Raw genomic sequence first — 16,578 nt, 5'->3', positions numbered from 1 at the left:
TATATTAATTAACGATTCCTAGGTTCTGAAGGTGTACTATGATTATATGAGAATACTCTGTCAATCTCAGAACAGTACTTCAGGGGGATTGTATGCAACAACCTCTCATTTGTTTAGGATGATATCATCCTAAACAAATGAGAATGAAAGTATTATCATTGTAAGTAATAGCTATGTATAATGCTCTTTAGGAGAGAGTCTGTCATATAGACTTCATCATCAATATAGAGTTAAGAATATTTTGAGTTTTGGTCAAGGCTATATATAGTGTTGGAGGTCACTCGATGTCATAGAGGATATTTTATTTAAATGTTTTAAGATCTTTTTAATAATAAAACAGCTTCACAGGCAATTCCTTCATTGCGTCCAATACAACCTAGCTTTTCTGTAGTAGTAGCCTTGATATTCACACTTTCTCTGTGTGTCAATAAATCTTCAGAAATATTCACACGCATTTGTGTTATATATGGCATAATTTTTGGAATCTGCGCAATGATTGTAAGATCAATATTATTAATTTGATAGTTTTTTTCTGTAATGCGTAGAAAAGCCTCACGTAAAAGAAAACGACTATCTATGCCTTTATAAAACGGGTTTTTCTCAGAGAAAATCGTACCAATATCTCCTAAGGCTGCTGCGCCCAGCAGCGCATCAGTGAGAGCATGAATAGCCACATCACCATCGGAGTGAGCGAGAAGCCCCTGACTATCAGGAATCAGGACGCCACAGAGAATGAGTGGTCTACTACCTCCAAATGCATGTATATCAAAACCGTGACCAATTCGCATAATTTTGCTCTGATAGATAAGATTTTTTAGATAGATAAGACTCAACTAGTACTAAATCTTCTGGATACGTAACCTTCAGGTTATCACTATGTCCTGTAATCAACTCGGGTTGATAACCACAGTATTCTAGCGCTGATGCCTCATCAGTAATGTTCTTCCCTGAGTTAATGGCCTGTCCTAAACAATGTAACAGCAATTGTAACGGAAATAATTGCGGTGTTAATGCCTGCCATAGGGAAGCATTATTTATAGTATCGTGAATCTGATTACTTCCTGTAACGGCCTGTTTAATAGTATCACGTACTGGAATAGCTAGAATACCACCAATCTTGCTACTGACAGTAAGGCTTAAAATACGATGTAAATCTTCTGAGCGCAAACAAGGTCGAGCGGCATCATGTACTAATACCCATTGAACGGAGGGAGACTTGTGAAGCGCTGCTAATACTGAATCAGCACGACATTGACCGCCCTTAACAGTAGTAATGCGTATATTACGAGCTACTGATAGCCGATTAAAATATACGTCTTTTGGATGTAGCGCAACTATTATTTTTTTAATCTCTGTATGCTGTAATAACACACTCAAAGTGTGTTCTAGAATAGTTTTTCCAGCAACTGTAAGGTATTGCTTAGGGCGCTGAGATTGCATACGACTACCTGTTCCCGCAGCAGGCACTATAGCGACTACATCTATTAATGAGGTATTTATCATAATGTTTGATATTTTATATAAAATCTGATCTGATCTGATTTTTGAATATATTTATAGCGATAAACCTTGATTATAGCATATAATAGCAGTTTTTCTGGCAGAGTAGATTCAGTTTTTCAAAAATTTTGTAGTAAATTGCACTTATTATAGAGAATACTAGGTATATAAAATTTTTTATGCATTATATAACTCATGTTTATTCAGTGATCTCTACCTTCAAGAATTTTTTCAGGATTATTTAAATCATTAATTTTTGACAAGAGTTTTTCATTTCTCTCTTTAAGAATGGAATTATATTTTTTCTGAAGCTTTAGATCGGTACTGATATTACGAAAACTATTTATCCCGTTCTTGCCTAACCAAAGAGAATATTGCAACCAACTTAAAAGAATTAGTAATAATAATATCAATTTACCCACAAGTCCTCTCTGTTAAAAATTTTTCTATATTATAGTGCTTCTACTATCTTTTGAGATCATAAAGATAAATAATATTAAACGTTTTTGGTACTCTGCGTTCTAGGTGGTATATAATTTAAGCATCACGGAGATGATAACAATTATCTTACTCGGATTACTTAAGAGAAGAAATACAGGCTCACTATTTTTTAAGCTGTAAAAATATTCTTTAAACGTAAAAATTCTAATACCTGATTAGTTAAATATGAGACCTTATATTCACCATTTAGCCGAATATCAGGATGCAATGGAGTTTGATACTCTGAATTAACACCAGTAAAGCAACGCAATTCTCCGCTACGCGCTTTTTGATACAAACCTTTTGGATCACGCGCCTCACATATCGCAAAAGGTGTATCGATAAAAATTTCGACGAATCGTCCTGGAGTTAACATCTCACGTACCATCTGACGTTCAGCACGATAAGGGGAAATCAGTGCAGTAAGGACAATCAAGCCAGCATCTGCCATGAGTCTTGCAACTTCGCCAACTCTTCGGATATTTTCGTAGCGATCTGGCTTGTCAAACCCGAGGTCTCTACATAAACCATGTCTTAAATTATCTCCATCAAGCAAATAGCTACTTACATGCAGCTGGTGAAGCTTTTCTTCAACTGATCCGGCTATGGTAGATTTGCCAGAACCGGATAAGCCAGTAAACCACAACACGATACCTTGATGACCATGCAGTTTTTCGCGCGATTTTCGAGTAATTAGATGATTATGCCATACTATATTCTGATGATCCTGAATCATATTGTGCCTATTTTATAATATTAGATGCACCCCAATGTGGGAAGTGACGACGTATAAGAGCATTTAGCTCTATCTCGAAAGAATGATGATTGATTCTATAATCGGCCATAGGGTCTGATAATGCCTGACGTATCATTCCAGCACCGACAGTAGCGTTACTGAGGCGATCAATAATGATCATTGATCCAGTTACTTGATTTTTTTCATAAGGATCAACTGAAAGCATTTCGTTAAATATAACATCTACGCGACCTATTGCGTTGAGTGGCAGCTCTTTGCTGGCATACTGTGTTAAGTCATGAATATTGATTTGGTAGAGAATTTTATCAATACGTATTGAGGTGAGTTTATTAGCAATTTTTATATTAAAGATGTCGCCTGGAGTAAGGGGATTGTCTGCCATCCAAACTATATCTATACTAGCAGATCGGACCGGTATTAATGTATCTTCTGCATCTATCAGAATATCTCCTCGGCTAATATCAATTTCATCCTGCAGTACTACTGTGATTGCTTCTCCAGCAATAGCATGGTTGAAATCACCATCAAATGTTATGATGCGAGATATGTTTGATTTTATACCGCTTGGCATTGCTTTTATTAATTGTCCTACTTTTAAAACCCCAGAAGATAGCGTACCGGAGTAACCACGAAACTCGAAATTTGGACGATTAATATATTGCACTGGAAATCGCATAGGTTGTTTTACAATTCCAGAATTTACTTCAATAGTCTCTAGTAGATCTAAAAGAGTTGAGCCTTTATACCAAGGGATTTGACCAGCTGCTCCAGTGACATTTATTCCTTCTAAAGCAGATATAGGTATACAATGAACATTAACAATATAAGGAAGCTGGGTTAAAAAATCGAGAAAATCCCTCTGAATAGCTTGAAAAATATCTTGTCTGTAGTTTACTAAATCCATTTTATTAATGGCTACGATTAAGTGTTTTAGTCCTAAAAGTGTAGCAATTAAGCTATGTCGGCGAGTTTGCTGTAAAATACCTTTTCGTGCATCAATGAGTAAAATAGCTAAATCACATGTAGAAGCTCCAGTTGCCATATTTCGAGTATATTGTTCATGCCCTGGTGTGTCAGCGATAATAAATTTACGACGATTAGTAGAAAAATAGCGATATGCGACGTCAATGGTAATGCCTTGTTCACGTTCAGCCTGCAATCCATCTACCAAAAAGGCCAAATCTAGTTTGTCTCCTTGCGATCCATGACGCTTGCTGTCATTTGCTAATGATATTAGCTGATCGTCATAAACCTGTTTGGTATCGTGCAATAATCGACCAATCAGTGTACTTTTACCGTCATCTACACTACCACACGTAAGAAATCGTAACAGGCCTTGCTTTTTCTCTTTATGTGCGTATGTTTTTAAATTTTTTGAATCGAGGTTATCTGTTGTAACAAGAGTGGTCATAAAAGCTCCTTAGAAATAACCCTGTCGTTTTTTTAGTTCCATAGAGCTGGTTTGATCGTGGTCTATCATGCGACCTGTGCGCTCACTACTTGTACTGAGCAGCATTTCTGAGATGATAGCAGGTACTGTATTTGCTGTTGACTCTACTGCTCCAGTTAGCGGCCAACAGCCAAGAGTGCGAAATCGTACCATGCGTTTTTCAATAATTTCGCCAGGCTTTAAGTTTATTCGGTTATCATTGATAACTATGATTATCCCGTTACGTTTTAGAACTGGACGAATAGCTGCGAGATATAATGGAACAATTTCGATATTTTCTAGAAAAATATACTCCCAAATGTCTATTTCAGTCCAGTTAGAAAGCGGAAATACACGAATACTTTCACCTTGATTAATAATTCCATTATAGTTATGCCATAACTCTGGGCGCTGGTTTTTAGGATCCCAACGATGAAAACGATCTCGGAACGAATAGATCCGTTCTTTAGCACGTGATTTTTCTTCATCGCGACGGGCCCCGCCAAAAGCGGCATCAAAGCCGTATTTATCTAGAGCTTGCTTAAGGCCGTCAGTTTTCATAATATCCGTATATTGTGCACTACTATGTTCAAATGGATTAATGCCTATCTTATCACCTTGTGGGTTGCGATAAACTAATAGTTCTATGCCAAGGCTTTTGATAGTACGATCACGAAATTCGTACATTTCATGAAATTTCCATCCAGTATCGACATGTAAAAGAGGAAATGATATGGTACCTGGGTAGAAGGCTTTACGCGCTAAATGCAACATAACTGATGAGTCCTTCCCAATAGAATATAGCATAACTGGATTAGCGAATTCTGCTGTAACCTCGCGGATAATATAAATACTTTCCGCCTCCAGTTGGCGTAAATAGGTTAGTTTTTTGGAATCCATAATATGTCCTTAAGAAAAGCTAGAATATCTAGAGCCGTTATCCATGTATTTTCTTGGAATTCTGATACCATGCTAGTTGTTGATGCAGATTGACTACCGTGCCTATAACTAATAATGTCGGGGCGGGGGTATGTCGTGTGAGTTCGAATAGGTTTTGTAGTATTCCGGTTTGAACCTGTTGGTCTTGATATGTGCCACGACTAATAACAGCTACGGGTGTTGTTAGATCGCGACCATGTGTTATTAATTGGTGAGTAATCTCCTCTGAAGCTATAGATCCCATATAAATTACTAATGTCTGATCAGATTGGGATAGCGCCGACCAGTCTATAACTGTACCATTTTTTCGGCAATGTCCGGTGACAAATAAAACGCTTTGTGCATAGTCTCGATGTGTTAATGGAATACCGGCATATGCAGTAACACCAACCGCCGCAGTTATACCAGGCACAACTTGAAATGGAACTCCAGCTGATGCTGCTGCCTGTAGTTCTTCACCGCCACGACCAAAGATTAGTGGGTCCCCACCTTTTAAACGAACTACTCGTTTACCTTGTTTAGCTAGTTTTACAAGCATGTTGTTAATATCTTTTTGTGAAACACTATGAGCGTTAGCACGTTTACCTACGCAGATGCGCTCAGCATCTCGTCGACCCAAGTTTAAGATTTCATCACTTACTAAATAGTCATATAACAACACATCAGCGAGCTGCATTACCTGTAATCCACGCAAAGTCAGTAGTCCGCTACTACCTGGACCTGCACCTACAAGAATGATTTCGCCTAGTGATACGTTTATCTCGCTTAACTGGCGATCTAATACGCGTTTAGCCTCGTCTATGTTTCCCGAGGCTATGTGACTAGAGAATAAGCCGTTAAACGCCTTATCCCAGAAACGACGACGATCTGACAGTATATAAAAACGCGCTTTAACTTTACTACGCCACTGGTTTGCTATCTTGGCCATCTGTCCTAGATGAGCTGGTAGTAAAGATTCGATTTTTTCACGTAATAGTCGTGATAATACAGGAGCCGTGCCACTGGATGAAATGGCTATAACCACTGGAGATCGGTCAATAATAGAAGGAAAAATAAATGAACAGTTTGGTAGTTCATCAACTACATTAGCTAGTAGATATCTATCGGTAGCATCTTTATATATTCTGCTATTTAGTTGAGAATTATTCGTGGCAGCAATTACTAGAAAAACTTGTGCAAGCTGTTTAGGATGATAAATCTTTGCGATCCATTGAATGTTGTTTGTTGCTAACATATCTGACAGTGCTTTAGATAATTCGTAAGAAACTACCTGTATATGTGCACCGGCTCTAATCAGTAGTTGAATTTTTCGTGCTGCTGTTTTACCACCGCCTACCACTAGTACTGGCTTGTGTCTTAAGTTAGCAAAAATAGGTAAATAATCCACATGAACCTTCATAGTAACAGAAGCTTATACAGGAGTATATGTGCTATCCTGAAGCGTAACAAAACTACCACTTGAAATAAGTTTTACAAAACAAGTTTAACACAATGCAGTAACAGTGAGTACTTTGTTTTTGATCTTAATAGAGTTTTGAGTTCTATTAAGATATCAAATATAGTAAACTCATCGCTTAGGCAGTCATTCTATCTGATAGCATAATGGTTAATCTTGTTAAGATTATTGCATGATACTCGAGGATCTCTAGATTAAAACCCATCAAAATATAGAAAAGCTTATCTGCATATCCTCTTTGGGATATGCATTGTGCATGACATAATCATAGGGCAATTAGCTTTTCACCTAAATTTAGTTTGACTAATAAGATTATTAATCTGAATTATAGGAAGTACATATTCGTTTAATAGCCTATATCTATTCTAAATATCCCATAAGGTTTGAATCATGATATATGAGTATCAGTAACACTGATATTGGTGTGCTGATCATATCTCTTAGATATTGCCTTGTATTTACACTTTTAGCATTTTTATTGAGTGAATTTTAGTGCCCCATGATTTTCTATCGAAATAAATCGTGGATCTGTACTAAAATATAGTATTCGCTTTTATAATACCGGTACGGTGATTTTCTCAAGTATTAAATGTTACATATGTATTATATATGTTTATATATTGAGTACACGCTAAGATTAAAGTGTGTGATAGATTATTAGATTTTTTCTTTGTATTTTTCAGTAATTGTGACATACACACAGTGTGACATACACACAGTGTGACATACATACAGTATTACCTAGTTTTTGGTATTGATCTAGACAAACACCTAACCATATGAGGTGGCTGTATATAGAGCATATATTACTTTCTAAGTATCAGTATAGTGTACTAAAGACTATAATGAACATATGATGCAGTGAGACTGCGGAAATCATCGTGAATCAATTGTTAGTCTTCATGCAAACCACATTCTCTTTTCAGACCAAAAAAGCGAGTATCCTCTTCTCTCATGCCTGCCTCTAGTTTTCGTGTAGTGTGAATATCCCCAATCGATACATAACCGAGTTTCCATAAAGGATGGAAATTTAGGTTATGTTTTTTAATATAGTCATAAATTTTTCGATTATCCCAGTCAATAATTGGCAGAAGCTTAAAAATACCTTGCTGAATCGTTAGAATTGGTAAATTTGCACGAGTACTAGACTGATCACGGCGCAGACCTGCAAACCAGGTTTGCGCTTTTAGTTCTGTAATCGCGCGCTTTAGAGGTTCTATTTTATTCAGCTGATTATACTTTGCAATGCCTTCTATACCTTGCTCCCATAGTTTGCCGTATCGTGCTTCTTGCCAAGCTGGACTTTGTAAGCAGCGAAAAACATGTAGTTTTAGCTTCATCTCTTGTGTTAACTGATCAATAAATTGATAGGTTTCTGGAAAAAGATAACCAGTATCGGTAAGGACTACTGATATATTAGTTTTTTGTTGTGTTACTAGATGTATACTAACTACTGACTGTATACCAAAACTAGAGGTTAAAATTGCCTCTCCTGGTAAGTTCTCTAGCCCCCAATTAATACGATCCTCAGATGAGAGCTTAGTTAAGTCATGATTGATATTTTCGAGCGCTATAACACGTTCCTGTTTTGGTAACTTGCGTAGCTCAATAAGGTTAAGCATCCCCACTTATATCTCCATTATTTCCAGAAATCTTGGGCTGGGTCCAATATCGGCTTGATAAGGCCAGTTCTAATAGTAAAATCGCCAAATCCTTCATCTATTGTTCTTGAATTAGACCATTGATAAATTAATTGATCAAGAATTTTGAGGGCATCCTCTATGCTAATATTTTTTTGATATATACGAGGAATTCGTGTACCAATGCGATTACCACCTAGGTACATATTATAGCGTCCGGGTGATCTTCCTATTAATCCAATTTCAGCTAGAAGCGCACGGGCGCATCCATTAGGACACCCGGTAATACGCAATACGATGTATTCATCCCCTACGCCATATTTCCTCATAATGTTTTCTACATGTGTGACAAATTTCGGTAAGATACGCTCTGCTTCAGCCATGGCTAAAGGACATGTCGGAAAGGAAACACAGGCCATTGAGTTTTCACGTTGGTGGCTTGTGTTTCCCATTAGACCATATAATCGTGCTACTGTCTCAATTTTTTCTTTTACTGTGTCCGCTACTCCTGACACCATTAAGTTCTGATTTGCTGTTAATCTAAAAAAACCCTTATGAATTTTCGCAATCTCTGCTACACCAGTTTTTAAAGGGCGATCTGGATAATCTAAAATCCGACCATTCTCAATGAATAATGTTAGATTCCATTTGCAATCTGCGCCATATACCCATCCAAAACGATCTCCCCGAGTTGTGAGGTCGTAATGACGCATGGGCTGAAAAGTTACACCCGAACGACGCTCTACTTCAGATTTAAAAACATGAAGGCCAACACGCTCTAAGGTATATCTAGTTTTAGCGTTTTTACGATTAGTTCGGTTGCCCCAGTCACGCTGAGTAGAAACCACTGCCTCTGCTACTTTAAGGGTATTATTTTTAGAGAAATAACCAAAGTCACTTGCGGTTCGAGGATAAGTAGTCTTGTCACTATGATCTATCGAAAGACCACCTCCAACCAATAAGTTAAAACCGGCTAAGACCCCTTTTTCAGCAATGGCAATAAAATTCATATCGTTTGCATGTAGATCCACTTCATTATGTGGTGGAACTACAAATGTAGTCTTAAATTTACGTGGTAAGTAAGTCTTACCTAAAATTGGTTCGGAATCAGTAGTAGCGGCCCTTTTTTGATCAAGCCATATCTCAGCATAAGCTCTGGTACGTGGCAACAGATGCTCAGATATTTTTTTTGCGTACTCATAGACTTCCTGATGCAATCCAGATTCCATTGGGTTGGAGCTGCATAACACATTGCGATTCACGTCATTGGCGGTACCTAGTGAATCTAAGCCAATGTTACTAAGAATTTTATGCGCTAACTTCAGATTGTTTTTCAAAATACCATGAAATTGAAAAGTTTGACGATTAGTTAAACGAATACTACCATACAGAGTATTTTTTTCAGCAAATCTATCTATAGCTAGCCATTGCTCTGGTGTAATCACACCACCTGGTAAGCGACAGCGTAACATCATGGCATGTTTTGCATCTAGCTTTTGCTCTGCACGTTCAGCGCGGAGGTCACGATCATCTTGCTGATACATACCATGAAAACGAATCAGAAAAAAATTATCACCATTAAAGCCACCAGTTAGCCCATTATTTAAATCTTCAGTAATACTGCCACGCAAATAACAGCTGTCTGCCTTCATACGTTCAGCATCGACTAACTTGCCTTGAATTAATAGAGGCCCACTACATTTTTTATCACTCATTAGTAAATATCTCTCTGATAGCGGTGCTGAATACGTAAATCATTTAATAAATCATTGGCCTCCGCTTCATTTATTTCGCCAAATTTTATTATGACTTCTAGTAATGCTTTTTCTACATCCTTTGCCATATAATTTGCGGCGCCACATACATAAAGATGAGCACCTTCTTCAATCCAGCTCCATAGTTCTCGCCCATTAGCGCGGATTTTGTCTTGAACATAAATTTTTTGGTTTTGGTCGCGTGACCAAGATAAATCTATACGAGTTAGTAACCCGTCTTTGATATATCGTTGCCATTCTACTTGATAAAGAAAATCTTCTGTAAAGCATGGGTTACCAAAGAATAGCCAGTTTTTCCCGGTTGCTTTTTCGCATTCACGTTGTTGCATAAAGGCTCGAAATGGTGCAATACCAGTTCCGGCGCCAATCATAACTATTGGTGTAGATGAGTTCTTTGGTAAGCGAAAATTATCATTTGTCTCAATAAAAATACGCACTTCATCGCCTATCCCTACATGATCTGCTAAATAACTAGAAGCGCCACCAGCTCTATCGCGTCCATCTACTCGAAAGCGCACGACGCTGACAGTAATATGCACTTCATTTATATTTTCTGCTTGTGAAGATGCGATAGAGTATAGTCTCGGAGTACATGGACGTAGTATACTGATCAAGGCTTCTGCGCTTATCTGACTTTTAGAAGATCGAATCATATCAACAATAGGTGTTTTTTGTGCATACTTTTGTAATGATGCGTCTTTATTGTTAATTTGTGTCAATAAATAATCACTGTGTGAAAGCCTAGCATAGCTTTCAACTATTTTTGGAGTATTAACGGTTAGTTCAAAATGCTTCTGAAGCGCTTCTGAGATAGGCAGATTATTTCCTTTTACTAGAACCGGCTCTTGCCCTGTCAACGATAATAGCGCTAGTAATTCTTGTACTAATGCGGTGTCATTTTCAAACCATACACCAAGGGCATCGCCGGGTTCATAGCGTAAGTTAGAATGCATAAGGTCGATTTCAATATGGCGTACGTCCTTCTGTGATCCTCTTCCGGTAATTTTTTGATTAACTAATAAGCGCGCTTTGAGTGGCTGATTTTTAGTATAAGTCATACAGCTAATTGTGTTGATCTGATCTGTGATCGCGTGATCCATCTGGCAAGAAGCAAGAAGAACTCGTTTTTTTAATATTGTAATAAGCTTAATGAACCATGTATGGGCCTGATCAGAATACTCGACATCGGCATCTACGCGATCAAGAAGACGCTGAGCTCCTAATTCAGCTAGTATTTTATCAAAATCTTTACCAGCTTGACTAAAGAGCTCATAGGAGCTATCGCCTAATCCAAATACCGCGAATGCAATAGAGTTCATGGCAGGTGCTTTTTTTGACATCAAAAATCTATATAATGCGACCGCTTCTTCTGGAGGCTCACCATTTCCCTGCGTGCATGTAATTAAAATTAATATTTTTTCGCGGCTGATATGTTTAAACTTATAATCACCAGCATGGATGTGATTCACATTGAGTTTTTCTGCCAAACACTCAGTACGCAATTGCTCACCAAGATGCCGAGCATTGCCAGTTTGTGAAGCAGAGATGATTGTCACAGCTGGGGGTGTGGTGAGCTTCAACTGATCGGCAGACTGATTGTTTTTTTCTTGGTGCACCATCCCCCAGAAGTAGCCAGATAACCAGGCTAGCTGGGTGACTGTGCAATCTTTTGTAGCAGATTGCACATGAGATAGTTGTTCTGCCTCGATTGGTGGTATATTTTTTACAGGTACTTGAGTAGTCATTACATCAAAAACCCCAGAGTTAGAGATCAAAATCGATAAGGTAAGAGTTAGCGTGCAAACCTGATGCAAAAAATGGTTGTTCTAAATGCATATAAAATAATTAAACGATCGTTTAACAGGTATTTATTGGGTAGTTATAGATATAACTTATGTCATGAATTAGTGATCTAAACACTATATGTATCCAAGTACTAATGTAAACGATGCCCCATCAGAGTTTCCATTGTGAAATGAATGCATCGATATTACAAGTAAATATCTCTCTGATCACAAGAAATTAGTATCTGATGTTATCATGACTGTTTTAATCACCCTGATGCATCTTTCGTTGAAGAATCAAAACTAGCAGGAGATATTAAGATTTTATCGTATGCTCGGGATGTTCATGATATATGTTGTATACACGTACTACTCTAACTGATGATAAAATTAGATAGTCATTCATGCATTATATAGTATAGATAGATAGAGTAGCGTAAAGATTTTTATAGATAATGTATTAGTTATAAAATTTTTAAGTTAATACGCTTTATCTCATACAAGGTCAACAGCTTGCATAAGATATTGCAAGGCACTGTTCAGGCAAGATCGGGACTATTATCGTTATTAAGCACTTTTTATAAGAACAGGTGGTACAGTGATAACACTATTTAAAGACTTTAAATTTGAAGCTGCACACTATTTACCTCATGTCCCTGATGGACACAAGTGCGGTAATTTGCATGGGCACTCTTTTGTAGTTCGTTTAGAAGTGACTGCTGAGATTGATCCACGCACTGGCTGGGTTATGGATTTCTCTGATATTAAGCATGCATTTCAGCCGATCTATTCTCAGATTGACCATGCTTATCTGAATCAGATACCGGGCCTTGAAAACCCAACAAGTGAAATATTAGCTGTATGGATTTTTCAAAAAACTAAACCAGTATTACCTACTCTTGGTGCAGTTATAGTTCAAGAAACATGTAATTCTGGATGCATATATCGTATATAAAAGCGATGCATATATCGTATAAAAAAGTATAGATATGGTAAAAAACCATAAAGATCAATAATTTTTATACACTGTTGTTATGCATAAGATTGCCCCTGAGTCTATAGCGTTTGTTATTAAAATAAAGCTCCTTATGATTGATATATCAATATCTATCTACGTTAATTAATAATTTATTTATTGTTGATTAATTTGTTACGGATTTTGAATGACGTTTCTTGCGGCTCGTGGATGCCTATGAATTTGATATAGATGCTTCAGTATACTATTTAATCTGAATCTAAACAATATTAGTATCATCATACTTAATAGTAAAATCTATCAAGAAGGAGAATCAAATAAGATATTGCTATAATTTAGAATTACCAATATGCAGTCTGTGTTCACATGGATAATCCTATTAAGGGATATTTATATATTTGTGTGTCTGTATGGATAGACGCCAGTTTTTCTCAATGCAAGTTTTAATACAGAGCTGGATAGCGCTCGCTATGTGATTAATGGGTTGTAATGAAATGATGCGCCTTTTGTTATCCGTAAGTATATTAATAGAGTTAATTAATGCATCGATATCACGTTGGCGTCCAACTGGGTGTTTAATTTCATCAGCTCTGAGTAAAGCTTGATTTAATAAACTATAGTTTCCATGCTTTTTGATTTTTGGAGAGACTGTAACCCAAGTTTCCATGGAGCATAGTACTTCATGGGTGCCGCTAGTTTCAATTTGACAACTAAACCCAGAAGCTTGTAATTCGGTACTTAGCGGTCGTAGATCATACAGACATGGCTCACCACCGGTGATAACAATATGTCTTGCTGTCCAATCTCGGTTAGCTATGGTGTTAAGAACTGTCTTGGTATTCGCTGACCCCCATGAGTCGTTATCTGAAATTTTTATGGGGATCAATCTCCATGGTACTTCCTGATTAGATGATTTACTCCATGTGTATTTAGTATCGCACCAGTCGCAACCGACTGGGCATCCTTGCAGGCGTATGAATATTGATGGAACGCCTACATAAACACCTTCTCCCTGTAAGGTTTGAAATATTGCATTAATTGGGTATCGCATAGATTTCTCTATTAATAGTGCACATAGTCTCAAACTTCAACTGATAGAGTATACGGGTATGCAAAATTTAACCAGCATTAACACGGGAATAACCTTGGTTGATTTGATTATACTTATCTAATTAAGAACACAGTGTATGATATTACTATTAGTTGATAATGGGTTCGCAATAGATTGTGCTTGCTTCTGTATAATTGTTTTTACTGAAGGGGTTATAGACCTGTTTTACCCCATTAGATTGAAAAACACTAGATAGTTGTACAGTATGTAATTGAAACCCTTGTTGTCGATATTGCTTGTAACGTTCTCGGGCAAACTGTTTACATGACTCTGCCAAAGGCACAAAGTCTATTACTTCAAAAAAAGATAGTATATAATCAGAACATTGCGTTAGTAGATTAATTACTACATCGTATGTTTTATTAGAGCAAGCATCTGACCATGTTAGTTCTACTGGTGCGCCATGTTTGGGTCCTTCATCTGCAATGTTATGAGGTATAAACGAATAAGGTAAGCTCTTCCATAGTGCATTGTCTAACGCAATAGCCTGTGTTTTATTTTCACAGGCGATGACTATACGTCTATCCTCATCATGCCATTTTTGATAAACCAAACTACAGATGAATTCTTCTTGGATAGTTATGTCACCTAGTGATTTATCTGGTGCTAGAAGATAGAAGGTTGCATGTTTTATAGACATATTCTAAAAGCGTCCAATGTATAGTTCTTAGGTATGATATGAGTTCATTCTTTCAATCGATCTAGAAAAAGATCACATTAGAACAGTTAGGGAATATTGTTGGATGATAATATCCTTCATATTAACTGTGCAAGTGACGTACGACATTATATATATCTATATTATTGATTGATTCTATGAGGATCTAGTCACGCTATTAGCTCGATTAATTAAGAACTGAGATAGTAAAGCTACTGGTCGACCCGTGGCTCCTTTTTCACTTCCAGAACGCCATGCAGTTCCGGCGATATCTAGATGCGCCCAATGGTACTTATGAGCAAAACGCGCCAAAAAACAGGCCGCAGTAATGGCTCCAGCATGCCTTCCGCCAATATTCGCAATATCCGCAACATTAGAATCTAGTTGCTGCTGATATTGCTTTGTGATCGGCAGTCGCCAAATCTGATCTCCAGCTTGTTCTGCTGCAACTGTCAGTTCGTGCGCTAGTGGATTATGATTTGAGAATAATCCGCTTATATGATGCCCTAGTGCGATAACGCAAGCACCTGTTAAAGTAGCTATATCAATGACTGTTTCTGGTTGAAAACGCTCAACATATGTTAATACATCACATAATATTAATCGACCCTCGGCATCAGTATTTAATACCTCTACCGTTTGTCCGGATAAAGTAGTCAGGACATCCCCCGGGCGATAGGCACGGCCACCAGGCATGTTTTCACAACCAGCCATAATGCCAATGATATTCAGTGGCAGTTTAAGTTCCGCGGCTACACGCATAGCAGCATATACAGATGCTGCACCGCACATATCATATTTCATTTCATCCATGCTTTCACCTGGTTTGAGTGAAACACCGCCAGTATCGAATGTTACACCTTTGCCTATGAAGACAATAGGACGGGTTTTAACGTTTAAAGCGCCTGTGTACTTGATTACTGACATTAGAGATTCATTGCGCGATCCGCGCCCAACAGCGAGATAGGCATTCATACCTATCTCTTTCATCTCTTTCTCTCCAATGGAATAGGTAGTTATCCGTTGATTGTGCTCCTCGGCCAGCTGACGTGCTTGCATATCAAGGTAAGCGGCATTGCAGATATTGGGCGGCATATTACTAATATCTTTTGCTATTTTGATACTATTAGCAATAGCTGAGCCGTGTTGCATAGCATATGTCCCGACCTTTAATTCGCTAGCTACAGAGAGAGTAAAAACGACATGGCGCAATGAGAGTTTTCTCAAAGTTTTTTGACTTTTTAGCTGATTAAAACTGTACACTGCCTCATGAGTGACTTCTATGGCATGACGTATTCTCCAGTATGTGTTACAGCCTTTAATATGCACTGGTATTTCAGTGAGAAAACATATAGCATTTATTAACCCTGCATCGTTTAATTGTTGAATGGTTTTATAAATGATTTTTTTATAATTTTCTTGATGTATATCTCGTTTTTTACCACAGCCAATAAGTAAAATACGTTTAGCAATAATGTTAGGAACATCATGTAATAGCAGAGTTTGCCCAATGCTTCCTTGCATCGCGCCACTATTTAGTACAGAACGAATATATCCATGACTAATCATATCTAATTGTTCAGCGATTAGCGAGAGCTGTCGAGATGCAAAAATGCCTACCACAATACAGGCACTTTTGTATTGTTCTAAGTTACTAATCCGAATACTACATTTCATGTACTCTCCTGTTTTTTAAATACAATAAACGTTATGTAGTTATAAATTAATCATGACCTCTGTATCGAGAATTGTACGCTGCACGTATACATATATACTGATGCATAGCGTAAATTATGCAATAGTACAGGCATGATAGCCCTTTTATATGATAACCCTGTTATATAATTTGAAGAAACTGCAGTGCTCTAATGGTTCCTCGGTCACTTTGATTATTTATCGTTGCATAATTTATCTAAGAATTCTCTTAGTATTGTAATATTTTATGCAAATACACATATTATAACTACTGCAGAATACACATAGTATAATTACATACTATAACTACATAGATAGTGTCATTGTTGATCAGATATTAAAATGCTTTTGGGTTGTACAATCTCTTAAATTTTTTTA

Annotated in this window: 13 protein-coding genes and 1 pseudogene; 1 reads left to right on the top strand and 13 read right to left on the bottom strand. The window is 37.3% G+C overall.

From position 1 onward, the window contains the following. Nucleotides 1-314 precede the first annotated feature (314 nt). The 10 genes from ispF to cysJ form a co-directional block, all read right to left on the bottom strand. Nucleotides 315-788, bottom strand: a complete 474-nt coding sequence (ispF, locus tag CIPSTX3056_RS03085; protein WP_072666457.1) for a 2-C-methyl-D-erythritol 2,4-cyclodiphosphate synthase — start codon at nucleotides 786-788, stop codon at nucleotides 315-317. After that, on the bottom strand, nucleotides 766-1,515 hold the full coding sequence (gene ispD, locus CIPSTX3056_RS03080; RefSeq protein WP_072666456.1) for a 2-C-methyl-D-erythritol 4-phosphate cytidylyltransferase: 750 nt from the start codon (nucleotides 1,513-1,515) through the stop codon (nucleotides 766-768). Before ispD ends, ispF begins: the two co-directional genes overlap by 23 nt. A 188-nt stretch (nucleotides 1,516-1,703) precedes the next feature. Further along, nucleotides 1,704-1,922 carry a septum formation initiator family protein gene (locus tag CIPSTX3056_RS03075; protein WP_072666455.1) on the bottom strand — a complete coding sequence of 73 codons (219 nt, stop codon included), beginning with the start codon at nucleotides 1,920-1,922 and terminating at the stop codon, nucleotides 1,704-1,706. Nucleotides 1,923-2,110: 188 nt separating this feature from the next. After that, on the bottom strand, nucleotides 2,111-2,716 hold the full coding sequence (cysC, locus tag CIPSTX3056_RS03070; RefSeq protein ID WP_072666454.1) for an adenylyl-sulfate kinase: 606 nt from the start codon (nucleotides 2,714-2,716) through the stop codon (nucleotides 2,111-2,113). Nucleotides 2,717-2,723: 7 nt separating this feature from the next. Beyond that, nucleotides 2,724-4,148 carry a sulfate adenylyltransferase subunit CysN gene (gene cysN, locus CIPSTX3056_RS03065; RefSeq protein WP_072666453.1) on the bottom strand — a complete coding sequence of 475 codons (1,425 nt, stop codon included), beginning with the start codon at nucleotides 4,146-4,148 and terminating at the stop codon, nucleotides 2,724-2,726. Nucleotides 4,149-4,157: 9 nt separating this feature from the next. Next, nucleotides 4,158-5,066, bottom strand: a complete 909-nt coding sequence (gene cysD / locus CIPSTX3056_RS03060) for a sulfate adenylyltransferase subunit CysD (RefSeq protein WP_072666452.1) — start codon at nucleotides 5,064-5,066, stop codon at nucleotides 4,158-4,160. Between the two features lie 37 nt (nucleotides 5,067-5,103). Further along, nucleotides 5,104-6,492 carry a siroheme synthase CysG gene (gene cysG / locus CIPSTX3056_RS03055; RefSeq protein WP_072666542.1) on the bottom strand — a complete coding sequence of 463 codons (1,389 nt, stop codon included), beginning with the start codon at nucleotides 6,490-6,492 and terminating at the stop codon, nucleotides 5,104-5,106. Nucleotides 6,493-7,454: 962 nt separating this feature from the next. Further along, nucleotides 7,455-8,189, bottom strand: coding sequence for a phosphoadenosine phosphosulfate reductase (gene cysH, locus CIPSTX3056_RS03050; RefSeq protein ID WP_072666451.1), 735 nt, complete (start codon nucleotides 8,187-8,189; stop codon nucleotides 7,455-7,457). A gap of 11 nt (nucleotides 8,190-8,200) precedes the next feature. After that, nucleotides 8,201-9,916 (bottom strand): assimilatory sulfite reductase (NADPH) hemoprotein subunit, encoded by a 1,716-nt coding sequence (cysI, locus tag CIPSTX3056_RS03045; protein ID WP_072666450.1) that lies wholly within the window; start codon nucleotides 9,914-9,916, stop codon nucleotides 8,201-8,203. Continuing rightward, nucleotides 9,916-11,721 (bottom strand): NADPH-dependent assimilatory sulfite reductase flavoprotein subunit, encoded by a 1,806-nt coding sequence (gene cysJ / locus CIPSTX3056_RS03040; RefSeq protein WP_072666449.1) that lies wholly within the window; start codon nucleotides 11,719-11,721, stop codon nucleotides 9,916-9,918. Before cysJ ends, cysI begins: the two co-directional genes overlap by 1 nt. A 637-nt stretch (nucleotides 11,722-12,358) precedes the next feature. On the opposite strand from cysJ, the gene queD reads away from it, so the two are divergent. Beyond that, a complete protein-coding gene (gene queD, locus CIPSTX3056_RS03035; RefSeq protein ID WP_072666448.1) occupies nucleotides 12,359-12,715 on the top strand; it encodes a 6-carboxytetrahydropterin synthase QueD in 357 nt (118 codons plus the stop codon). A 400-nt stretch (nucleotides 12,716-13,115) separates the two neighbouring features. Here queD and queE read toward each other — a convergent pair whose 3' ends face one another. From queE to pepA, 3 genes and pseudogenes are all read right to left on the bottom strand, one after another. Next, nucleotides 13,116-13,787 carry a 7-carboxy-7-deazaguanine synthase QueE gene (gene queE / locus CIPSTX3056_RS03030; RefSeq protein WP_072666447.1) on the bottom strand — a complete coding sequence of 224 codons (672 nt, stop codon included), beginning with the start codon at nucleotides 13,785-13,787 and terminating at the stop codon, nucleotides 13,116-13,118. 262 nt (nucleotides 13,788-14,049) lie between these two features. Next, a pseudogene (locus CIPSTX3056_RS03025) lies at nucleotides 14,050-14,487 on the bottom strand (DNA polymerase III subunit chi); the annotation flags it as partial. Nucleotides 14,488-14,661: 174 nt separating this feature from the next. Further along, on the bottom strand, nucleotides 14,662-16,182 hold the full coding sequence (gene pepA / locus CIPSTX3056_RS03020) for a leucyl aminopeptidase (RefSeq protein ID WP_072666445.1): 1,521 nt from the start codon (nucleotides 16,180-16,182) through the stop codon (nucleotides 14,662-14,664). Nucleotides 16,183-16,578: the final 396 nt, after the last annotated feature.

It is taken from the genome of Candidatus Erwinia haradaeae, from assembly GCF_900698965.1.
GTDB classification, from domain to species: Bacteria; Pseudomonadota; Gammaproteobacteria; order Enterobacterales; family Enterobacteriaceae; genus Erwinia_E; species Erwinia_E haradaeae_A.
The sequence above is the reverse complement of the archived record's forward strand: the minus strand, read 5'-3'. Positions and strand labels throughout refer to the sequence as shown.